Origin of the sequence: Streptomyces sp. BB1-1-1, from assembly GCF_031597775.1 — a bacterium.
Lineage (GTDB): Bacteria > Actinomycetota > Actinomycetes > Streptomycetales > Streptomycetaceae > Streptomyces > Streptomyces thinghirensis.
In genome coordinates this window covers 4,382,387-4,400,607 of record NZ_CP134203.1, presented here as the reverse complement: position 1 = coordinate 4,400,607, position 18,221 = coordinate 4,382,387, and the positions used below count along the sequence as shown (strand labels likewise).

Genomic DNA, 18,221 nt, shown 5'->3' with positions numbered 1-18,221 from the left:
TCGCAGTGGCGAGTCGCCCGCCCGACACCCGGACAGGTCAGCGGCCCAGCGCCCGGAGAGCCACCCTGTGCGGCCGAACGTTCTCGGTCAGCTTTTTCGGTGGCCCAGCCCTCCCCGACCCGGTCCGGTACCGCGTACCACACGCCGTCGGCATGGCTCGGCTCCGGTCCCCACGAGGGGAGGGACCGGTGCCGAACCATGCCGACGGGCAGCGGTCAGGGCGGGTTCGGAGCGGCGACGTGCGGGCAGGCACGTCGTGATGGTTCCGATTCGAGTGCCGCTGGAGTGTGTATGAGGATCTCCGTCGACCCCGAGCAGTGCTACGGCTCCGGCGACTGCGTCCACCGGGCCCCGTCCGTCTTCACCAAGGTCGACGGCCTGGGTGCCGTGATACCCGGCCGCGAGCACGACGTCGACGCGCCACGGGTGCGCGAAGCGGCCGAGGGGTGCCCCTCCGCCGCGATCACCATCACGGGGGAGCGCTGAGCATCCGAGCAGGACTGCGCATGCCCGTGTCCGAGGTCCTGGTCACGCTCGGCAGCCGTTACGTGCGGACCGCCCCCGGTACGTTCGGGAAGGCGGCGCTCGCCGCGCGCTGGCTCAACCCCCACCTGCGCGAGCATCCCCGCCGGCGAGTCGTCACAGTGCCCTCCGGCGACCTGTTCGCCGTGGACACGCAGGACCTGATCCAGCGGTACCTGTACCTGTTCGGCACCTGGGAGCCGCACATGACGGCCTGGCTGCGGCGCCGGCTGCGACCGGGGGACGGCTTCGTCGACGTCGGGGCCAACATCGGTGTCTTCAGCGTTCTCGCGTCGCGGCTCGTCGGCGACGAGGGCAGTGTCGTCGCGATCGAGGCCTCCCCCGTCTTCCACCGCCGGCTGGTGCGGCACGGCCGGCTCAACGCCCGCGGGAACATCCGCGCCCTCAACGCCGCCGTCTCGGACGGCCACAAGACCCTGACCTTCGTCCTCGCCAGCTCACACAACATGGGCGCGAACAGCATCGTCCCGTACGACGGTCCGGCGGAGTCCACCTTCGAGATCGAGGCGCGGCCGCTGCCGGAACTCCTCGATCCGGCGGAGATCGCGAACGCCCGGGTGATCAAGATCGATGTCGAGGGCGCGGAGGGGAGCGTCGTCCGAGGGCTGGCGCCGATGCTGGGCAGCCTGCGGCCCGACGCGGAGATCAGTGTCGAGGTGACGCCCGAGCGCATGGCCCGGCTCGGGGACTCCATCGGCGAACTGCTGGCGGTGATGCGCGACGCGGGTTTCCACGTCTACCGGCTGGCCAACGACTACGCGCCCGAGAGCTATCCCCGGGCGCTGGGCGGTGAGCCCGGCGTGCCGGTCCGGTGGCGGGGGCCCGTCGTGGAGGAGAGCGATCTGATCTTTTCCCGGGTCGATGCGGAGACGCTCCCCTGACCTGACGGTTCCGCACCGCCTCGACGGTTCCGCACCGCCCCGACGGTTCCGCACCGCCCCGACGGTTCCGGCGCCGCCCCGACAGCCCTCGGCCGTCGCGGCGCCGTCCCGTCCGGTTCACGTGCGGGGGCCGCGAGTCTCAGGCACCCGCCGGAAAACGCCACCCGAAGGACGCCAGCGCCCGCGCCCTGGCCTCCACGACCGCCATCCGGGCTTCGCGTTCGGCGGGGTCCACATGGGCCGCCTGCCCGGTCACCTGGCCCTCCCACTTGCGGTAGAGCAGGCCCACCTCTTCGGAGAACCACCCCCGGCTCACGCAGTTGAGCGCCAGCAGCAGGCCGGTGTCCTCGGACGCCGGCAGGGCCATCCAGCCGCCGAGCGCGAGCAGCAGTTCGCGCCGTACCAGGAGCGTCGCCGGGTGGACCTGGGCGCGGTAATCGTTCGCCTTCCAGTGGTCGAGCACCGCTCCGCGCTCGATCGGCCCGTGGTCCGGATCACCCGGGAAACCGGCCGTCGAACCGTCGGGCAGCAGGTCCAGGGCGCGCGACGTCGCCCACCCGAGCGCCGGGTCGGCCTCCAGGGCGGCCAGGTCGCGGGCCAGGGTTCCCGGCGGGAGCAGGTCGTCGGCGTCCAGGGTCTTCACGTACTCGCCGTCGGCGTGGGACAGGGCCATGGTGCGGGCCACACCCGGGCCGCCCCGCTGTCCCGGCCGTCCCTGCCGGAAGACGACGCGCGGGTCGTCGGGCACGTGCGGGCGGACGTCGTCCGTCCGCCCGTCCTCCTGGATCACCCAGCGCCACTCCCAGTCGGCGGGCAACTCCTGCGCGCACAGGGACGCGTAGGCCTCCGGCAGGAAGTGCGCCGAGGGGCCGTGGACGGCCGTGACGATGACGACGCGCCGGTTCACGGCCGCATTCAGGTCGTCCGCGATCACTTCGTACGCCTTCGGCACTGGTACTCACCGGTTCCTGTCCGTTGTGATGCGGCTTCAGCCTAGCCACTCCTGAAGAGGCCTTGATGAGTTGGGTCGGGTGACCCCGTACACGGCGGCGGCCCGGCTGCTCTGTCGAGCGGCCGGGCCGTTTCTCGCGTGCGGTGCTGTACGCAGATCGCCGTGACGTCGGGTTCGGGCGGTGCGGGCGCCGCGGCGGGTGCCGTGCGCTCGTCGGGCCCCTCAGCGTTGCAGCGGCTCGGTGTGCTGGGCGGTGGTGTGCCGGGCCGGGACCTCCGCGGTGTCGTCGCACAGGAGGTCGGTGGACGTCGCGGTGGCGTCGGCGGTCGGGCGGTGGCGGCAGGTGGGGGCCTTGCCGTGGGCCTCGGCGCGGATGCGCTGTTTCATCGTGGGGGGCAGGGAGCCGGTACGTGACCAGGACCAGGGTGCCGCCGCCGCGGGTGCCGCCTCGGGGGAGGTGCTCTCGGTGTTGCTGTGCGTTCCGGTCTGCGGTACGGCCGCGGAGGCGGTCGTCGTGATGAGTCCGAGCGCCGTGCACAGCGCGAGGAAGGCGGTGACGATGGTGGTCCACAGCGTCATGACCTTGTTCCGGGCCATAACCCCTCACTTTCGGGTTGGGCGATTTGCGTACTTTCCTCATCATGTGTATGTGGGCCGCGAAGTGGTGGACCGACGCCCGTGGCGCGTCGATGTTCAGATGAACACCACCCGTATGGCCGCAAGGGGTGGGAAAGGGTTCCCAGACGGGAGGGAGGCGGGCAAAAGTCGCGTTCTGTGAGGGTGTGATCACCCTTCGATCGGAACGGCTTCGTCCGCGCTTATTGGGCTCGGACGGCGGGCAGTTGGCCGCCGACGCAGGTCACCGATCGGTATCGGCCGGTGTGTATAGTCGGGCGCCAGAGGTCCCCTACGTCAAGGAAAGACGAGGTAGCGCGGTGAAGAAGCTTCTCCTGGTCGCACTGGCCGCCATCGGCGGGCTCCTCGTGTACCGCCAGATCCAGGCGGATCGCGCCGAGCAGGATCTGTGGACGGAGGCGACTGACTCCGTGCCCACGGGTTCGTGAGTACGACCGACATCCGGTCCTGAGCAGACCCCGGCCGTCATACGGTCGGGGTTTTGTGTTGCTCGGACGCCGTTGCCCGGATGTCGTTGCCCGGATCCCGCTGCCGGGATTCCGTGCGGGGGCGCGGAAGCGCGGGGTCGCGCGGCAGGATGGGCCACGGTCCGGTCCGGGTGGCGGCAACAGCGCCGGTGAGCGCGAGGGGTGGCGGGTGATGGGGCGGTGGGGTACGGCTCGGCGGGGCGGCGTCGGGGTGGAGCGTGGCGGATCTGGGCTTGCGGGACTTGCGGGGCGTGCGGGACTTGCGGGACTTGCGGGGCGTGCCGGATCAGGGCCTGACCGGCCGCGTACGCCCGTGCGGCTGGCGGTCATGACCGTCGTGCTGGCCACGACGGCCGCCCTGCCCGCCGGTGCCTCGCTCGCGGCGGGTACGCCAGCCGGCTACGCCTTCGCCGAGGACGCCCGGCGGATCGAGGGCGCGAGCGGCACCTCGGACGCCGTACGCCTGGAACCCGGCGCCACGTACCGCAGTTCCCTGCCGAGAAGCGGCACCCTCTACTACCGCCTCGAACTCGACGCGGCGTCGGACGCCTACGTCTCCGTCACCGCCGCACCCGGCCCCGACGCCGGCGAGGTCACCGCCGTCGACGGCATCCGGGTCTCCGTGCAGGACGCCGAGGGCGGCTCCTGCTCGTCCGACAGCGCCACCTTCGGCGCCGCCCGCAGCCCCCGCCCCGTCACGGCCCGGGGCATGCGCGAGATCGCCCCCGGCGAGACCCGGTGCCAGGACCCCGGCACCTACTACGTCGCGGTAGAGCGGTCCCGGCCCCAGGACTCCCCGCCGGGGGCCTGGGACCTGGAGCTCACCGCCGTCACCGAACCGCGCCCGGTACGGACCGGCGCGACCACGGCGCCCGACGCCTGGGACTCCGCCTCCCCCGCTCCCCTCGCCGGAGAGCCCGAACGGCGCCCGGGCGGCAGCGGCTTCGCCCACGCCACCCCCGTCGGGCAGGGAGTCTGGCGGGACGGCATCCGGCCCGGACAGACCCTCTTCTACAAGGTGCCGGTCGACTGGGGCCGCCAGTTGTCCGCGACCGCCGAACTCGGCAGCTCCGGCGACGGCTCCGGCTACGCCACCAGCGCCCTGCACCTGGCCCTCCACAACCCCGCGCGCGGCGAGGTCGACGACGCCGCGAGGGGGTACACCGGCCGCCCGACGTCGGTCGCTCTCACTCCCCTGCCGCCGGTGGCCTACGCCAACCGGTACGCCACCGACGCACAGGCCGGCGCGATGCGGTTCGCCGGCTCCTACTACCTCGTGGTGCACCTCGCGGCACAGGTGGCCGACGACTTCGGCGACGGCCCCTTCGGGCTGACGCTGCGCGTACGGCTCGGGGGAGCGGCGCGGACCGGCCCGGAGTACGCGGGGGAGTCCGAGCCGAAGGGCGTCTTCGAGGTCTCGGCACAGGACCGTGGGGCCGCTCCGGAGGGCGGCGGTGGGGGCGACGACCTCGCCATGAAGGCGGTCGCCGTGGGCGGTATCGGCACCGGCAGCCTGTTGCTCGTGGGCCTGGGGGTGTGGACGGCGGCGGCGCGGCGCGGGCGGGGAAGGGCCTAGGCGAGGCCCCCGGCTCAGATCCGGGTCAGGGCCCAGAAGCCCACGGCGTAGCAGGCCAGCGCGAGAAGCAGCAGCGGAACGGCCACCCTGGCCGGAGGTCCGGGACGGCGCCGCCGCCGTGCCGCGCGGTGCTGCGGATACGCCTGGGCAGGAGGGCGCGACTGCGGGCTCCGGGCGGTGTACGAGGCGGTGGGGACGTCGGCTCGCGGCTCCGGGGACGGTGCCAGTGCCTGGGCGGGGAGCGGAGGCGCGTACGGGGGCCGGTACTGCGGGCTGCCCGGGAAGTCCGGTGTCCGTGCGTGCGCCTGCTGGGGACCGGGCGCGGGCGAGGAGGTGACGGTCGGCTGCGGGGGCGGCAGATGGAAACTGCCGGTCTCCGACATGGCGGGCGGCCGGGCGGGCCCGTGAGGCGCCGCCGACGGCGTGCCGTCCGGGACCGCGATGCCGTCCGGGCTGGACGACGTATGGTCCGGGATCCCCATGCCGTCCGGGACCCCCACGCCGTCCGGGGCCGACGGCATACGGTCCAGGGCCGACGGCGTACGTCCCAGAGTCGACGGCGTAACATCCGGGTCCGGATCCGGCCCCGATCCCGAGCCGAGCGGCCGCCGTGGGTCCGTCGGGGCGGCGTCCACGCCCGAGGCCCGCCTGAGTGGCCCGTCGGGCCCGAACCCCGTGGGCAGCGGGCCGACTTGGTCGAAGATCTCGATCAGCTCGTCGTCGGGTCCCGGCTCCGGCAGCAGCTCCGCCGCCGCGGCCAGCGCCTTGCGCGCCCCCGTGGCGGTGCGGAACCTCGCCGGTGGGTCCGGCTGCACCAGCGTCGCCACGACCTGCCAGAGCGGCTCGGGAATCCCCTGCGGCGCGGGCGGCGTCCCGTGCTCGGCGAAGTACTGCACCAGCGCCTTGGCGTCCGGCTTCGCCCCCTCCAGCAGGTACAGGGCGACCAGGCCCACGGCGAACAGGTCGGCCGGGAAGTCCGGCTCCGCGCCCATCATCTGTTCCGGCGCGAGGTAACCCGGCGTCCCCACCACGAGGTTGGTCTCCGTCAGCCGGGGCTCGCCCAGCCGCATCGCGATGCCGAAGTCGGACAGCCGCAACCGGGGCCGGCCCGTCCCCGTCGCTTCGAGCAGCAGGTTGGCGGGCTTGATGTCACGGTGCACGACGTCCTCCGCGTGCACCGCAGCCAGGCCCGCGAGGAGCTGGTCGAGGAGGGTGCAGACGAAGGCGGGCGGCAGGGGGCCGTAGTCCCCGACCAGGTGGACGAGCGAACCGCCCGTGACCAGGTCCATGGTGAACAGGACCTTGTCGTCGTCGGCGGCCCAGCTCGCGGGCGCGAGCACATGGGGATGATCGATCCGCATCGCCTGTTCGCGCACGAACCGCAGCAGCGAGTGCGCGTCCCGCTGTTGGAGCACCTTGGCGGCCACGTACCGTCGGCGGCGGTGGTCCCAGGCACGCCAGACGGCACCGACCCCGCCCCGGCCGATCGGGTCGACCAGCTCGTACCGGCCCGCGAAGACCTCACCCATGGCTGTGCGCCGCTCCTCCCCTGGGACCTGCCACGCCACTCCCGCGGCCCGGCCGCCGTACCCCCTTCCGGCGACCGGGCCCCGGGGTCAGTTCTGGTGGGACTGGTAGTGCGCCACCGCGTCCGAGGTGCGGCCCGCGCCGTACACCCGCAGGAACTCCGCCAGCTCCGGGTGGGAGCCGGACAGGGCGTCCGCCGCGTCGATGATGTCCCCGGCGGCCGCCACCGAGCGCAGCAGCGACTGGATCTCGCGGACCACCCGCTTGACCGTGGGCGCTCCCGAACTGCTCGTGGTCGTGGTGGTGTTGTTGAGCACCGAGCCCCCCTGAGACTTCTTGATCTCGTCCATGCGCTCAGTCGCCTCGGCCGCGCTGACGCTGCCGTCCGCCACCTGCCCCGCCAGGTCCTGCAGCAGCTGCACCCGCTGAACCACCGCGGGATTGCCGATCTTCGCCCGCTGGCCGCTCATCAGCTGCGACAGCATCGGTGCGGACAGCCCCAGCACCCCCGCGAGACGAGCCTGGTTGAGACCAAGATCGTCGATCAGCCTGCGGAAGAGCGCCCCCAGCGGCTCCCCATACCAGTTCCGCTGCAGTTCCCGCGCTCTTGCGGTGGCTTCCTGCTGTGCGGCGTCCATTGCGTCTCCCCATCGCTTCCCCAAAAACCGCAGTTCGCTCCAGCGAACCACGCCGAGCATCTTACGGAGCGTGGTGTTTCACCGGGACCCCCAATCATTTGTGAGATACGGGGGGCGACCCGGTACTCTTGTCTGCGGCGCCCCGCCGGCACGACGTTTCCCGGCCGGACGCCTCCTTCGGGGCCTTAGCTCAGTTGGTAGAGCGCTGTCTTTGCATGGCAGATGTCAGGGGTTCGACTCTCCTAGGCTCCACACTCTCAGAGGTCCCCTGACCTGCGGAAACGCGGGTCAGGGGACCTCTCTGTGTTCATAACGTCAGCACCGTGTCAGCACCGGTCTGATTTACGGTGCCCCACATGGCGTACATCAAAAAGCGGGACAAGCGCGACGGAACGGCGAGCTTCACCGTCATGTGGCGGGCCGGCGGAGCCCGTGGTGGCAAGCAGGAGTCCGAGGTTTTCGAGGACGAGACAGCCGCCGAGCGCTTCCGTGATCTGGTGAACGGACACGGTCAGCAGTGGCCTCCGGGCTGGACCCGAGGTCACGGTTTCGTCGCGGATCGGCGGCGTGCGGACACGATGTTCGAGCCGTTCGCGCTCGCCTACGTCGACCGCCTCACCGGTATTCAGGGCGACACGAGGAGTAAGTACAAGAAGGAGATCAGGGAGAACATGGCTCCCTGGTTCGGCCCGTACTCCGTGGAGGACGGCGAAGGCAGCGTCGTCCGGACGATGGTCCAGGACTGGGTCAACGACCTCGAAGCCGGACGCCTCGCCCCGCTCGACCCGCGCGACCGGAAGCCCCGGACCGCCTACGCGCCGAAGACTGTCCAGAACAAGCACGGTCTCCTCAGCGCGATCATGCAGTCCGCCGTCGACGCAGAGCCGTCACTGCGGGCCTCCAACCCGTGTGCGAAGACCCGTCTGCCCCGGCTCGATGGAGCCGAGGACGAAGAGGAGATGGTCTTCCTCGAACGCGAGGAATGGGCCTGGATCTACGAATGCCTTCGCGACGACGCCAAGGACCTTGGCGAGACCATCGCGGAGACCGGTTTCCGGTGGGGCGAGGCGACCGCGCTTCAGCCACGAGACCTACGGCGACGCAACGGGCGCCCGGCTATCCGCGTGCAGAGGGCCTGGAAGAAGGACGAGGACGGCAAGTCCATCCTCGGTCCCCCGAAAACTCGGAAGTCGCGCCGCACCGTCGTCATCACGCACAAGCTCGACCGGATGCTTCGGCGTCGCGCGAAGGGCCTGGCCCCCAACGCCCTGATCTTCACCGGTCCCGAAGGTGGCAAGTGGGACCCCGGTACCTTCCGCCGCCTGCGCTGGATACCCGCGATCGAGTTGGCCGCCGAGAAGTACGGTCTGATCAAGCGGCCGCGCATTCATGACCTCCGACACTCCCACGCATCGTGGCTGATCGCAGCGAAGGTTCCCCTGCCGGCCATCCAGGGACGGCTTGGCCACGAGTCCATCACCACGACCGTGGACCGCTACGGCCACCTTCTGGACGCCTTGGATGACGAAGTCATGGCCGCCGTCGAATGGGCTATGGACCCCACGGCCCCGCTGCCTGGCTTCCTGGAGCGCTCCGGCTTGGCCGCCACCACGGACGGCCTTCCGCACGTCCCCCGACAGCTTTCCGGGCTGGCCCAGGAAACCTGGAAGGACGCCAGCGACATGCCGCGGGACGATGCAGAGTACGAGAACGACCCAGTCTTCGTCGTCACGCTGGGGGGCCTGGAGGTGCCGTTTGCGGACCGCGAGCACGCACAGGACGTCGCTGACCAGTGGAACGACGACCACGAGGAAGAGATCGTGACGATGCGGGCAGACGGTTGGCCAGAGGAGAAGATCGCCCGCCGCGGAGCCCTCGGCCCAGAGGAGCGCGAGCGATGGACCGGCGGCGGCTCCGTCTGGTCCCGGATGCCGGAGCGGCAGTTCGTGCACTATGCCTTGGCTTCGTATGAGGCCGACGGCACCTTGACGTACGAGCCGCTTCCGGTGAGTAGCCGGTGGACGTGGGAGTTCGAGCACGACGGCTTCACCACGCGGGCCGCAGAGTTCCGGACCGAGTTCCGCCCCGACGGCAACACAGAGGCGCACGCCCGGGGAATCAACAAGTCGGCTGTCGTCCGAGCCTTCGAGCAGGCCCGGATGGAGGCTCTGGAAGTGTGCGCCAAGCATCCGGAGGCCGACCTCACGAGCACCGAGGCTTGACGCGCCAAGTCCAGCCCGCCACTCGAAGGAGTGTGTCCTTCTTCACGCGACTTCGGCCCGCCCCCCATCGGGGAGCGGGCCGAAGTCGTACGTGCTTCGCAGCGGGGAACCGCTCGTGGGCTCAGCCCACGACCTCCGAGGTTGGGTAGCAAACCGTCTGCCACCGGTCGGGTACGTCGGTACGCGACCAGCCGTTGACGGTGTCAGGCTTTGCCCGCTCAGCGGGGCCGATGATGAACCCTTCTCGATCAGACGATGTCCGAACGACGCGGGGGCGAAGCCCGAATCCGCCGGCCCCAGATCACGGACGACGAGTTGCCGCACAGGGTTGGGGTCCTCGATGCGAACCTCCCGTTCCTCGGAGGCAAGCGGTGCCACGATCAGGCGCCAGCGCCCGTTCAGCACGTATACGAGGGCGCGGTGTGGTCCAGCGGGTGTCACGTTCTCTCCGAAGGTGGATCGGTTGGTGGTGGTCAGTCGTCACCAGAGGCTGAGCGGACGGCCCGCCGCGATCGCCGCACGAATGCGTGCTGCGACCTCCGCTTCGGACTCCCCGCCGTTCCGGCCGGCCCGGATGGCGGCACCTATAGCGCGGGAGCGTCCGGCCGGGCCGCGAAGGTCGGCGAGGGGGCTACCCGGGTCTCTGCGGCGGGCCAGCCATTCGGCCCGGTTCTCCGCCGCAGTCCCCAAGCGCAGATGCGTCGGCTGCTGGCAGGAGTGGTTGTCGCAGGTGTGGCAGACGGTCGGGCTGTCGGTACCCCAGCCGAGCCGAGGGATGACACCGTGCGCGAGCTGGTACCCGTAGAGGTGGCCCGGCACCGTGCCGCGTCGCGTCCTGCCCGGCCGCGACGCCGCCCTGAAACTGGCGTGGCCGGTGCTGGAGATCCCGCCGAAGAAGAACCAGCAGTCCTCGGTTGACGAGGTTCGGTAGACCTTCGCCCAGTACCGGGCCTGAACGGACTCGTTGGCCAGCCAGGACAGCCACTCAACAGCCGGTATACGAACGGGCGTCGGCTCACCGATCAGAGAAAGTTGCTCGTCAACGCGAGCGGGCCCGGACCCGTTCACCGCCGCAAGCGGGAAGAGTCCGGGCCCGATGTCGTTCTCAGGCGGCATCAGCCCGGCCGCCGTCCGCCGTGGCGACCGGCACCGGGGCGCCCGAGGCCGAGGAAGCCTCGCCTGCCGCATCCGCCCGAGGCTTACGGGCTCGGGTAGTGCGGGGCCGCCCGGCGCGGGCACGCAGCGATTCGATGACCTCCTTCGCCCGAGCGGCGGTAACAGGCTTCGCCTCGCGTTCCAGCTCCTCCGCCGGGACGCCCAGCAGTTCCGAGACCAACTCGGCGTCGTTGTCGAACAGCCGCAGGACTACAGCAGCCGCCTCCCGTGCCGTGACGTCGGCTTCCTCCTTCGCCTTGGCCGCCTTCACCGCAGCCTCACGCGCGGTCAGCGCGTGCTCGGCGGCCATCTCCCGCGTCTTCGCCTTCACCGCTTCAGCAGCGCGAACCCGCCGCCGCAGCTCCGACGCGCTCACCGGTCCTGCCGAAAGCGTGCTCACCCGTGCCCCCAGTTCTGTTCGAAAATACTGTTCGTCGCGCGCACCGTAGGCACAGGTCCGCGGACATCTCGAACCACGGGGTCGTTGGGTGCCGGCGGGGGCGAAAGGGCTGCCTCCGGCGGGTCCTCCTCGGAGGGGGTGGGGGCTGGTTGGTCGGGTGCGGGAGCGTTGTGGTGCGGGTGAGGGCGGGGTTCCCTCCTCGGCCGGACACCCCAAGGGGCGTACCAGGAACCCGGGCACGGCGTCCAGGCCAAGCCGCTACGCGGTCGCTACGCGAGCCAGGACACCGCGCCCGGAACCCTGATACGGCGGAGCTGTCCGACCGAGGAGGGAACCCCGCCCAGGCCCGTTGTGGCCGGGCCCGGCCGGGCGGGTGCGAGCCGTGGGGTGTGAGAAAAGGCCAGTTCAGGGCCGTTATCCAGGTTGACCCAACCCCTAGAACATGGTTTAATTAGTGATGTCGGAAGGGGAGGGCAACCCCCGACCGGCACACGGCAGGCCGACCGGCCGCCGACAACCTCTCTCACCAGGAGAACGAACGTGAGCACCACGAAGGCCCCCGGAAAGCTCGACACCATCCGCGCCCTGCTCGCCACGGCGGAGGACCCCCGTTCGCCGGAGTCGGAGGCGGAGTTGGCCCGGAAGCGGGCGTTCGAAATGATGGCGAAGTACGGCGTGGAAGAGGCCATGCTGAGCGACGGCCAGCCATCGCGGGACGCGGTCACCGCGCGATACATCGACCTCCCCAACCCGTGGTCCATGTCCCGCGTCCGCCTTATCTGCTTCATCGCTCAGAACGTCGGCTGCAAGCCCGTGCACATGGGTGTGCGGGGCAACGTGCGCCGCGTTCACATCGTCGGCCACGAGTCCGACATCCAGCGCGCCGAAGTCCTTTACACCTCTCTCCTGATTCAGATGCTCGGCGGGCTCAGCGCCCAGGTTGTCCCGTACGGCGTCCGCAGTGCGCGAGCCTGGCGCAACTCGTGGACCATCGGGTTCATCGAGCGCGTCATAGAACGGCTCAAGGCGATCGAGCAGGCCGCACGCGCCGCCGCCAGCGGGGAAACGTCGGCCACAGGCCGCAGCGGTGAACTCGTGCTGGCCGACCGCGACGCGATGGTGGAGGCCGCCTACCGCAAGGAACACCCGCACGTTCGGCACTCGCGCGGCTCGTACAGCGGCAGCGGATACGGCGACGGGGCCGCCGCAGGCAACCGCGCCGACATCGGAGGCACCCGCCGCATCGGGGCCCGGACCGCCGGGGCGCTCGCAGCCTGACCGCCCATCCCGGCCGGGGCGGCAGCCCACCGCCCCGGCCCCTGCGCGAAGCGCCGAGGAGCCACGCATGTACATGGAATGGGCCCGATTCCACAAGGCCGACGAGAACGGCCGCCACTACTTCCAGACGCCGTGTCACTGCGTCGAGTGCACCATCACGGCCAAGTCCGCCCAGCGCAGCACCGCGTGACCGTCACCAACCACCGCCAGGAGGACACGATGCCGTCCCGCAAGTCGCACGCCACCCCCGCCCGCATCCTCGCCGCCGCCGCCGACCACATCGAACGCGTCGGCCTCTACCAGGGTGACCACCTCTGGCAGCCCGGCCGGATGGGCGACACCGCCCCGTGCACCGTGCTGCACGCATGGGAGCGCGGCGTGCGCTCCGTCCGGCCCCGCTGGTCCGTGCGCGGTGAACCGTGGGACATCTTCCAACGCGCCCTGTTCGACTCCCTTGTGGTGCTCAGCAACCAGGTCAACGGCCGCCCCGTGTCCGGGGTCCGGTGGCGAAAGCTGCGGCTCACCGAGGACGCCTACCGGCGTACCCTCCTGTGGTGCTGGGGGGACGAGCCCGAGCGGACCACCGCCGAGGCCACCGCGATGATCCGCACCGCCGCAGCCCTGCATCCGAGTGACGGCGATCACAGCATCCCCGGTTGCCCCACCCTCAAGAACATGGTTTAATTAATGGTGTCGGAAGGGGGAGGGCAACCCCCCGACCGACACCGTCACCGGGCCGAAGGGCCCGAACAACTCTCACCAGGAAGAGAAGGACCGATGACGAACACCAAGACCCAGGCCGGCGTCCAGACTGCTCCTGCCCCGTGGCCGACTCTCACGGTCTCCGAACTCGCCGCGCACCCTGGCAACGTCCGCGACATCGAGGCCCCGGCCGACCTGCTGGCCGACGTGAAGGACAACGGCGTCGTCGAGCCGCTGTACGTCGTGCGCACCCACGGTGACGTGCCGCAGGTCATCGACGGATTCCAGCGACTGGCCGCCGCCGTCGCCGCAGGGCTGGAGACCGTGCCGGTCACGCCCCGCCCCGTCATCCGGATCGACGCGCTCACCCCGCACCCGAAGAACGCCCGTGAAGATCTCGACCTCAACGCGCCTTTCGTAGACTCGCTCCGCACCGAGGGGTGCCGCATCCCCGTCAAGATCCAGCGGCTCGACGGCGGAGTCCTCCAGGTCAACGACGGAAACCGCCGCTACCACGCAGCGACGGACGCGGGTCTCACCCATCTGCCGTACGAGTGGGAGGACGACGACCGCGACGCGGCCGGGCAGTTCCTCGACATGATCACGACTGCTCAGCACCGTAAGAGCCTCACCACGTCCGAGATGAACCAGGCCATGTTCAGCGCCGCCGAGGCGGGCGCGCAGGTCGGCCGAATCGCCAAGGCCGCAGGCGTGCGGCAAAAGGACGTCAAGACGCTGGTCAAGGTCCGGTCCGACGAGAAGCTGAGCGCCGCCGTCAGCGGCGCGAGCAGCTACGAGTGGACTTTCGAGCACCTGGCAGCGCTCTCGGAGTTCGCCGACGACGCCGAAGCACTCGCCGCGATCACCGAGGCCGCCGCCGACGATGACGCCGACGAGGGAGACGTTGACTGGGCCATCGCCGTTGAGCGGACCAAGCGGGACAAGCGGACCAAGGCCGAGGCCCACCGCGCGGAGCTGGAGGCGGCCGGGCAGAAGATCCGGGACGCCGAGGAGCTGTCCGAGCGCGCCATGCCCGTGTGGCGACTGCGCGGCATCAGCACCGAGGAGCACGCCGACTGCAAGGGGCTGGTGTGGGTGTTCGACGACCGGCGGGCAGACCGGTACGAGCCCTACTGCTCCGCCCCCGGCCTGTACGGGCACACGGTGCCCGAGGGCAGCAGCAGCGGCAGCGGCGGCACGAAGACCGCCGCCGAGGTGGAGGCCGAGCGCGCGGCCCGTGCCGCCGTCAAGAAGGGGAACATCGACTGGGACGCGGCCGAGGCCCTGCGCCGGAAGTGGATCACCGACCTGATCAAGCGGCGCAACCTCCCGAAGGCCACGACCAACACGCTGATCGGTCACGTGAACAACGCTCTGCTGAACGCCAGTTGGGGACTCGATGATCTGACCAAGGAGCCGACGACCGAGATCCTTGCCGCCTTCCTGGGGCTGAGCACCGAGCAGGCCAGGGACCGGGGCAGCTTCGCTGGGCACGTCGCCAAGGACCCGCGCCGCGCTCCCCAGTTGCAGTTCGCCGCCATCGCCGCCGTCCGGGAGAAGTGCGCGAACCGGTCCGCGTGGAGGACGGACAGCCAGCGCGCCCCGTGGACGCGGACGCCCACCGGCCGCTGGTTCCAGGTGCTCGCGTCCCTCGGATACCCGCTCACGCCCATTGAGCAGTCGGTTGTGGACGACGAGCCGTACGACCCGTCGAAGAAGAAGCCCCGCGCTATCACGTCGGGCAACGAGCCGCAGACGGAGCAGGAGCCCGGCACCGACGAGGAGGAGGGCGAGCCGGAGGCCGAGGAGGCCGACGACCCGGCCAGCGACGACGAAGCCGCCGCCTAACCACCTCAGCCGCCCGACGCCGGGGGCGGGACCCCCGCCCCCGGCACCCCCAGGAGCCCAACAGTGACCCGTACAGCTCTGTTCGAGACCCACGCCGACGACCACGGTTGCGGATGTGCCGCCGCCCCCACCGAGCCCGACCCCGGCACCACCGCCGACATCATGCAGGCCCGCGCCATCGCGGGCGGACTCGCGGAGTTCGGCATCGGCCCCGCCCGCTGGGCCACCGCCTACGACCATGAGGCCGCCGCCGTCGTCCTGCGCGTGGACACCCCGCGCGGACTGTACGCACTCGCCATCCCGGCCCCCGGCCAGCCGTTCCCCGTCCGCCACCGGGGCGAGCGCATCGGAGCGCTGGACTGCCGCCGCACGTACGGCACCGCCGACAGCTACACCGCCGCCCTGTTCGCCGCGTTCCTGCGCGACCGCGCCGCACTCGACATCCCCGGCCGGGATGCTTGCCCCACACCACAAAACATGGTTTAATTAGTGGTGTCGGAGGGGGAGGGCAACCCCTCTCCGGCATCACGGGCTGCCAGTCGGCCCGACCCCCGGCCGTACGCGGAGGGCAACCCGCCCGGCCGGGCCCGCGAATTCCTCTCTCACCAGCAGGAGCACCCACGATGACCAGCGCAGCGATGCGGTTTTCCATCCCCGCCACGGCCCAGTCCCGCGTCCGTCAGCTTGTCGAAGCCACCAACACCCGCGCCGCCGTCCACCACCTCACCGCGTACACGCTCGACATCTCCGCGCCCTTCCTGGCCGACTACCACGACACTGACGGCCGCCTGATCGGCAAGCGCCCCACCGTCACCGTGACGATCTCCGGTGACATCCCCCGTCACCAGGGCTGGACCGTCATAGCCCGCCTGGACCACGACGAGGAGGGCGAGACGATCACCAGCCTGTTCCCCGGTCTGCCCGAGAAGGATGCCGAGGCTGCGCGCCAGTACCGCGCCATCGAGAACTTCTGCCACGGGTGTGCCGTCGCCCGTCACCGCACCGCCACCTACCTCGCCCGCCACGAGAACGGCGAGATGCGGCAGTTGGGCACGACGTGCGTCGAGCCGTACACCGGTCTGCCGATCAAGGGCCTTGAGGCCCTGTGGAGGTTCGGCACGCTGAAGGACTCCGATTGGGACGGCGAAGAGGGCGGCATCCCGGCCGATCTCCGTGTCCCGGTGATCGAGGTCCTGCGGGTGACCGCCGCCATCGTCAAGACGGAGGGCCGGTTCTACAGCAGGTCCGAGCAGTGGAAGAACACCCAGCCGACCGCCAACGGCGTCGAAGCGTATTTCTTCGACCGCAAGGCCCCGATGGAGTGGCGGGCCGACATCGATGGCGACCCCGACGCGCCGACCACCGCCGCCGCCGTCCGGGCATGGGCCGTCCAGGGATACGGCAGCCTTTCCGACTACCGCCACAAGATCGGCCAGTTGGCGAAGGGTGAGACCGTCGACCCCCGCCACCTGCCGACGCTCGTGTCCGCCATCGCGGGGTGGTACCGCGACCAGGAGAAGGAGGCCACCGAGCGGGCCGCCCAGAACAGCAAGCCGCAGGGCACCGTGGGCGAGCGCATCACCACCCCCGCCACCGTCACCACCGTGATCGAGCTGGAGGGCCGGACTTACGGCTACCACACCCAGCGCCGCAGGTTGGTCAAGTTCCAGGACCCGCAGGGCAACGTGTTCGTCTGGTTCAGCAGCGCCGCCGACATCCCCGACCAGGGCGACGAGGTTGAGCTGACCGGCACGGTCAAGGACCACAGCATCTACGGCGAGACCGCACAGACCGTACTCACCCGGTGCCGCGTCGCCGCCCGCGAACCGGTCGCCGCGTAACAGGCCCGGCCGGGCGGGAGCCACCGCCCGGCCGGACCCCGGCCGCCGGGCCGTGGGGTGGGCGGCATCGAGCCGCCCACCCCACGCTCCGCCCACCACCGTCCGGGGCCGCCCGCGTCGGCGGCCGGCACCGATCACCGGCCCCCGTACGAAGGGCGTCCCTCCGGGACGGCTCAGCCTGGCCCGGCTCGCAGCCGGCCGAACCGTCCGGGCCGCAGGCGGCCCTCCCGCCCCGTCCGGACGCCGGGCCAACGGGCGTGCCCTGCGGGCACGACAGCACTGTCATCGCGCTCCGCGCGACCACGGGCGGCACCTCCCCGGTGCCGGGACGGAACGCCGCCGACTGCACCACCGAGATACCCGAGGAACACCCCATGCCCGAGCCCGCATCACCCGTCCAACGTCAGGTTGCCCCCGCAGGAGCCCCGTCTCCGCGGACCTGTATCCAGGTCGCCAGGCAGGCCGCTATCCTCGCCGTCACCGCAGCCGACGACGCCATGAGCGCCGTGTGCAGCAGCCGTTCCGGAGCCGCCGCCCGTCTGGAGGCGGTCATGCACGCGGCCCACAAGGAAGCCGTCGAGGCCGAGCGGCATGCCGACCGTGCCGAGCAGTACGCCGACGACCCCACCATGCCCAGCAGCGCCCCCCTGTACTGCGCCCGAGCGGCCGTCGAGCACGCTGTTCGGGCACAGTCGGCCGCCGGGGTCGACACGACGGCCGCCGCCCTGCGAGCCGAGTTGGAGCGGAAGCTGACGGCTTCCGAGCACGCCGAGCGGGAGACCGAACGCCGCAGGGAAGAAGCCGAGCGGGAGGCCGAGGAGCGCGCGGCCACCGGCATGGACGCGGACAACCGGGACCGGGCGGCGAGAAACCGGTATCTCGCCGAAGCACACGTTGCCGAACTCGGTTGGACGGCGGGACACGTCCGTGTGCTGGAGGCCGCCGCGTCCGGGCGCCTGTACTGGCGAGACGGGCGAGCCCGGCAGGCAGTACGGCGCGGCATGCGGAACGGTGGTCGGCGGATCAGCCGCGAGCGGACCGAGGACCTGTTCGCCGCACGGTTCCTCGTCGCCGCCCGCCAGGACGACGGCACCCGCGTACTGACCCCCAGCCCGATGGGCCAAGTCGCCCTTGAACTGGCCCGGCTCCATCCGGCCGGGCTCCACGACAGCGACCAGGCCGCCTACGAGGCGCGGTTCGCCCGGGTCCGGCGACGCCACAAGCGACGCGACGACCAGAAAGCCGCCGCCCGCGTGCTCCCGCCCCTCGATTCCAGCGCCCGAAAGCTGTACCGGAGGCCGATCACGCTCACCGAACAGCGTGCTCAGGTCGAGCGCGAAGCCGTCGACCGGTGAGAGGACGAAGGCGGCTACTGCCCCGGCGCGGACACTCCGCGCCCCGCAGCCGGCCCCGTCGCGAGCCCGCCCGTCCGGATCATCCTGCCCCTACACCGGCACACTGCCGTGCAGCCCGCCTTGTGGTGACGCCGACAGGCGTGCCCTGCGGGCACGGCACGTTGCTTGTCGCGCCCCGCGCGAACGGACCCGGACCGGTA

The 18,221-nt window shown here is 71.2% G+C and carries 16 protein-coding genes and 1 tRNA gene; 12 read left to right on the top strand and 5 right to left on the bottom strand.

Translation table 11 applies throughout. The features are described from left to right. The first annotated feature begins 291 nt into the window (after positions 1-291). Both RI578_RS20255 and RI578_RS20250 read left to right on the top strand, forming a co-directional pair. The gene (locus RI578_RS20255) at positions 292-486 is read left to right on the top strand and encodes a ferredoxin (RefSeq protein WP_310872384.1); all 195 of its coding nucleotides are present in this window, start codon (positions 292-294) and stop codon (positions 484-486) included. 20 nt (positions 487-506) lie between these two features. Continuing rightward, positions 507-1,424, top strand: a complete 918-nt coding sequence (locus RI578_RS20250; RefSeq protein WP_310872383.1) for an FkbM family methyltransferase — start codon at positions 507-509, stop codon at positions 1,422-1,424. 139 nt (positions 1,425-1,563) lie between these two features. Here RI578_RS20250 and RI578_RS20245 read toward each other — a convergent pair whose 3' ends face one another. Then, the gene (locus tag RI578_RS20245) at positions 1,564-2,331 is read right to left on the bottom strand and encodes a glycosyltransferase family 2 protein (RefSeq protein WP_310875814.1); all 768 of its coding nucleotides are present in this window, start codon (positions 2,329-2,331) and stop codon (positions 1,564-1,566) included. 267 nt (positions 2,332-2,598) lie between these two features. Beyond that, positions 2,599-2,973 (bottom strand): DUF6344 domain-containing protein, encoded by a 375-nt coding sequence (locus tag RI578_RS20240; protein WP_310872382.1) that lies wholly within the window; start codon positions 2,971-2,973, stop codon positions 2,599-2,601. Positions 2,974-3,311: 338 nt separating this feature from the next. On the opposite strand from RI578_RS20240, the gene RI578_RS20235 reads away from it, so the two are divergent. Next, complete coding sequence (locus tag RI578_RS20235; RefSeq protein ID WP_003999697.1) at positions 3,312-3,440, top strand: DLW-39 family protein; 129 nt, start codon at positions 3,312-3,314, stop codon at positions 3,438-3,440. A 211-nt stretch (positions 3,441-3,651) separates the two neighbouring features. Then, a complete protein-coding gene (locus RI578_RS20230; RefSeq protein ID WP_399060805.1) occupies positions 3,652-5,055 on the top strand; it encodes a hypothetical protein in 1,404 nt (467 codons plus the stop codon). A gap of 14 nt (positions 5,056-5,069) precedes the next feature. On the opposite strand, the gene RI578_RS20225 is transcribed toward RI578_RS20230, so the two are convergent. Together RI578_RS20225 and RI578_RS20220 are read right to left on the bottom strand one after the other, a co-directional pair. Further along, positions 5,070-6,584 (bottom strand): protein kinase domain-containing protein, encoded by a 1,515-nt coding sequence (locus RI578_RS20225; protein WP_310872380.1) that lies wholly within the window; start codon positions 6,582-6,584, stop codon positions 5,070-5,072. 87 nt (positions 6,585-6,671) lie between these two features. Beyond that, positions 6,672-7,220: a DNA-binding protein gene (locus RI578_RS20220; RefSeq protein WP_210959983.1), complete on the bottom strand. Its 549-nt coding sequence runs from the start codon at positions 7,218-7,220 to the stop codon at positions 6,672-6,674. A gap of 179 nt (positions 7,221-7,399) precedes the next feature. On the opposite strand from RI578_RS20220, the gene RI578_RS20215 reads away from it, so the two are divergent. Both RI578_RS20215 and RI578_RS20210 read left to right on the top strand, forming a co-directional pair. Beyond that, positions 7,400-7,472: transfer RNA gene (locus tag RI578_RS20215), tRNA-Ala, on the top strand. A gap of 326 nt (positions 7,473-7,798) precedes the next feature. Then, a complete protein-coding gene (locus RI578_RS20210; protein ID WP_310872379.1) occupies positions 7,799-9,442 on the top strand; it encodes a site-specific integrase in 1,644 nt (547 codons plus the stop codon). Positions 9,443-10,547: 1,105 nt separating this feature from the next. On the opposite strand, the gene RI578_RS20205 is transcribed toward RI578_RS20210, so the two are convergent. Beyond that, positions 10,548-10,973, bottom strand: a complete 426-nt coding sequence (locus RI578_RS20205) for a hypothetical protein (RefSeq protein ID WP_310872378.1) — start codon at positions 10,971-10,973, stop codon at positions 10,548-10,550. A 564-nt stretch (positions 10,974-11,537) separates the two neighbouring features. Between RI578_RS20205 and RI578_RS20200 the strand changes: the two genes are divergently transcribed. The 6 genes from RI578_RS20200 to RI578_RS20175 all read left to right on the top strand — a co-directional run bounded on the left by RI578_RS20200 (position 11,538) and on the right by RI578_RS20175 (position 18,021). Further along, entirely contained in the window at positions 11,538-12,275 is a 738-nt protein-coding gene (locus RI578_RS20200; RefSeq protein WP_310872377.1) for a DUF2786 domain-containing protein, read from the top strand. A 186-nt stretch (positions 12,276-12,461) separates the two neighbouring features. Then, the gene (locus RI578_RS20195; RefSeq protein WP_310872376.1) at positions 12,462-12,959 is read left to right on the top strand and encodes a DUF6197 family protein; all 498 of its coding nucleotides are present in this window, start codon (positions 12,462-12,464) and stop codon (positions 12,957-12,959) included. Between the two features lie 93 nt (positions 12,960-13,052). Next, complete coding sequence (locus RI578_RS20190; protein ID WP_310872375.1) at positions 13,053-14,825, top strand: ParB N-terminal domain-containing protein; 1,773 nt, start codon at positions 13,053-13,055, stop codon at positions 14,823-14,825. A gap of 63 nt (positions 14,826-14,888) precedes the next feature. Continuing rightward, positions 14,889-15,311: a hypothetical protein gene (locus RI578_RS20185; RefSeq protein WP_310872374.1), complete on the top strand. Its 423-nt coding sequence runs from the start codon at positions 14,889-14,891 to the stop codon at positions 15,309-15,311. Between the two features lie 137 nt (positions 15,312-15,448). Further along, positions 15,449-16,666, top strand: a complete 1,218-nt coding sequence (locus tag RI578_RS20180) for a hypothetical protein (RefSeq protein ID WP_310872373.1) — start codon at positions 15,449-15,451, stop codon at positions 16,664-16,666. A 374-nt stretch (positions 16,667-17,040) separates the two neighbouring features. Further along, positions 17,041-18,021 (top strand): hypothetical protein, encoded by a 981-nt coding sequence (locus RI578_RS20175; protein WP_310872372.1) that lies wholly within the window; start codon positions 17,041-17,043, stop codon positions 18,019-18,021. Positions 18,022-18,221: the final 200 nt, after the last annotated feature.